At 52.8% G+C, this 284-nt stretch carries 3 tRNA genes; all 3 read left to right on the forward strand.

What is annotated here, in order from left to right:
• Position 1: 1 nt before the first annotated feature.
• The 3 genes from QP775_RS25610 to QP775_RS25620 all read left to right on the forward strand — a co-directional run bounded on the left by QP775_RS25610 (position 2) and on the right by QP775_RS25620 (position 284).
• A tRNA-Glu gene (locus QP775_RS25610) sits at positions 2-76 on the forward strand.
• Between the two features lie 3 nt (positions 77-79).
• A tRNA-Val gene (locus QP775_RS25615) sits at positions 80-155 on the forward strand.
• A 56-nt stretch (positions 156-211) separates the two neighbouring features.
• A tRNA-Val gene (locus tag QP775_RS25620) sits at positions 212-284 on the forward strand.

Genomic DNA, 284 nt, shown 5'->3' on the forward strand with positions numbered 1-284 from the left:
TGGCCCGTTGGTCAAGGGGTTAAGACACCTCCCTTTCACGGAGGTAACAGGGGTTCGAATCCCCTACGGGTCACCATAAGGACACTTAGCTCAGCTGGGAGAGCACTATCTTGACAGGGTAGGGGTCAGCGGTTCGAACCCGTTAGTGTCCACCAATCGTACAACTCATGTACGAAGTTGGGAGCATAATAGATTCAGATGTATATTTTATGGACGCTTAGCTCAGCTGGGAGAGCATCTGCCTTACAAGCAGAGGGTCGGCGGTTCGATCCCGTCAGCGTCCA

The sequence above is a fragment of the Paenibacillus sp. UMB4589-SE434 genome, assembly GCF_030226685.1.
In the GTDB taxonomy this organism is placed as follows: Bacteria; Bacillota; Bacilli; order Paenibacillales; family Paenibacillaceae; genus Paenibacillus_B.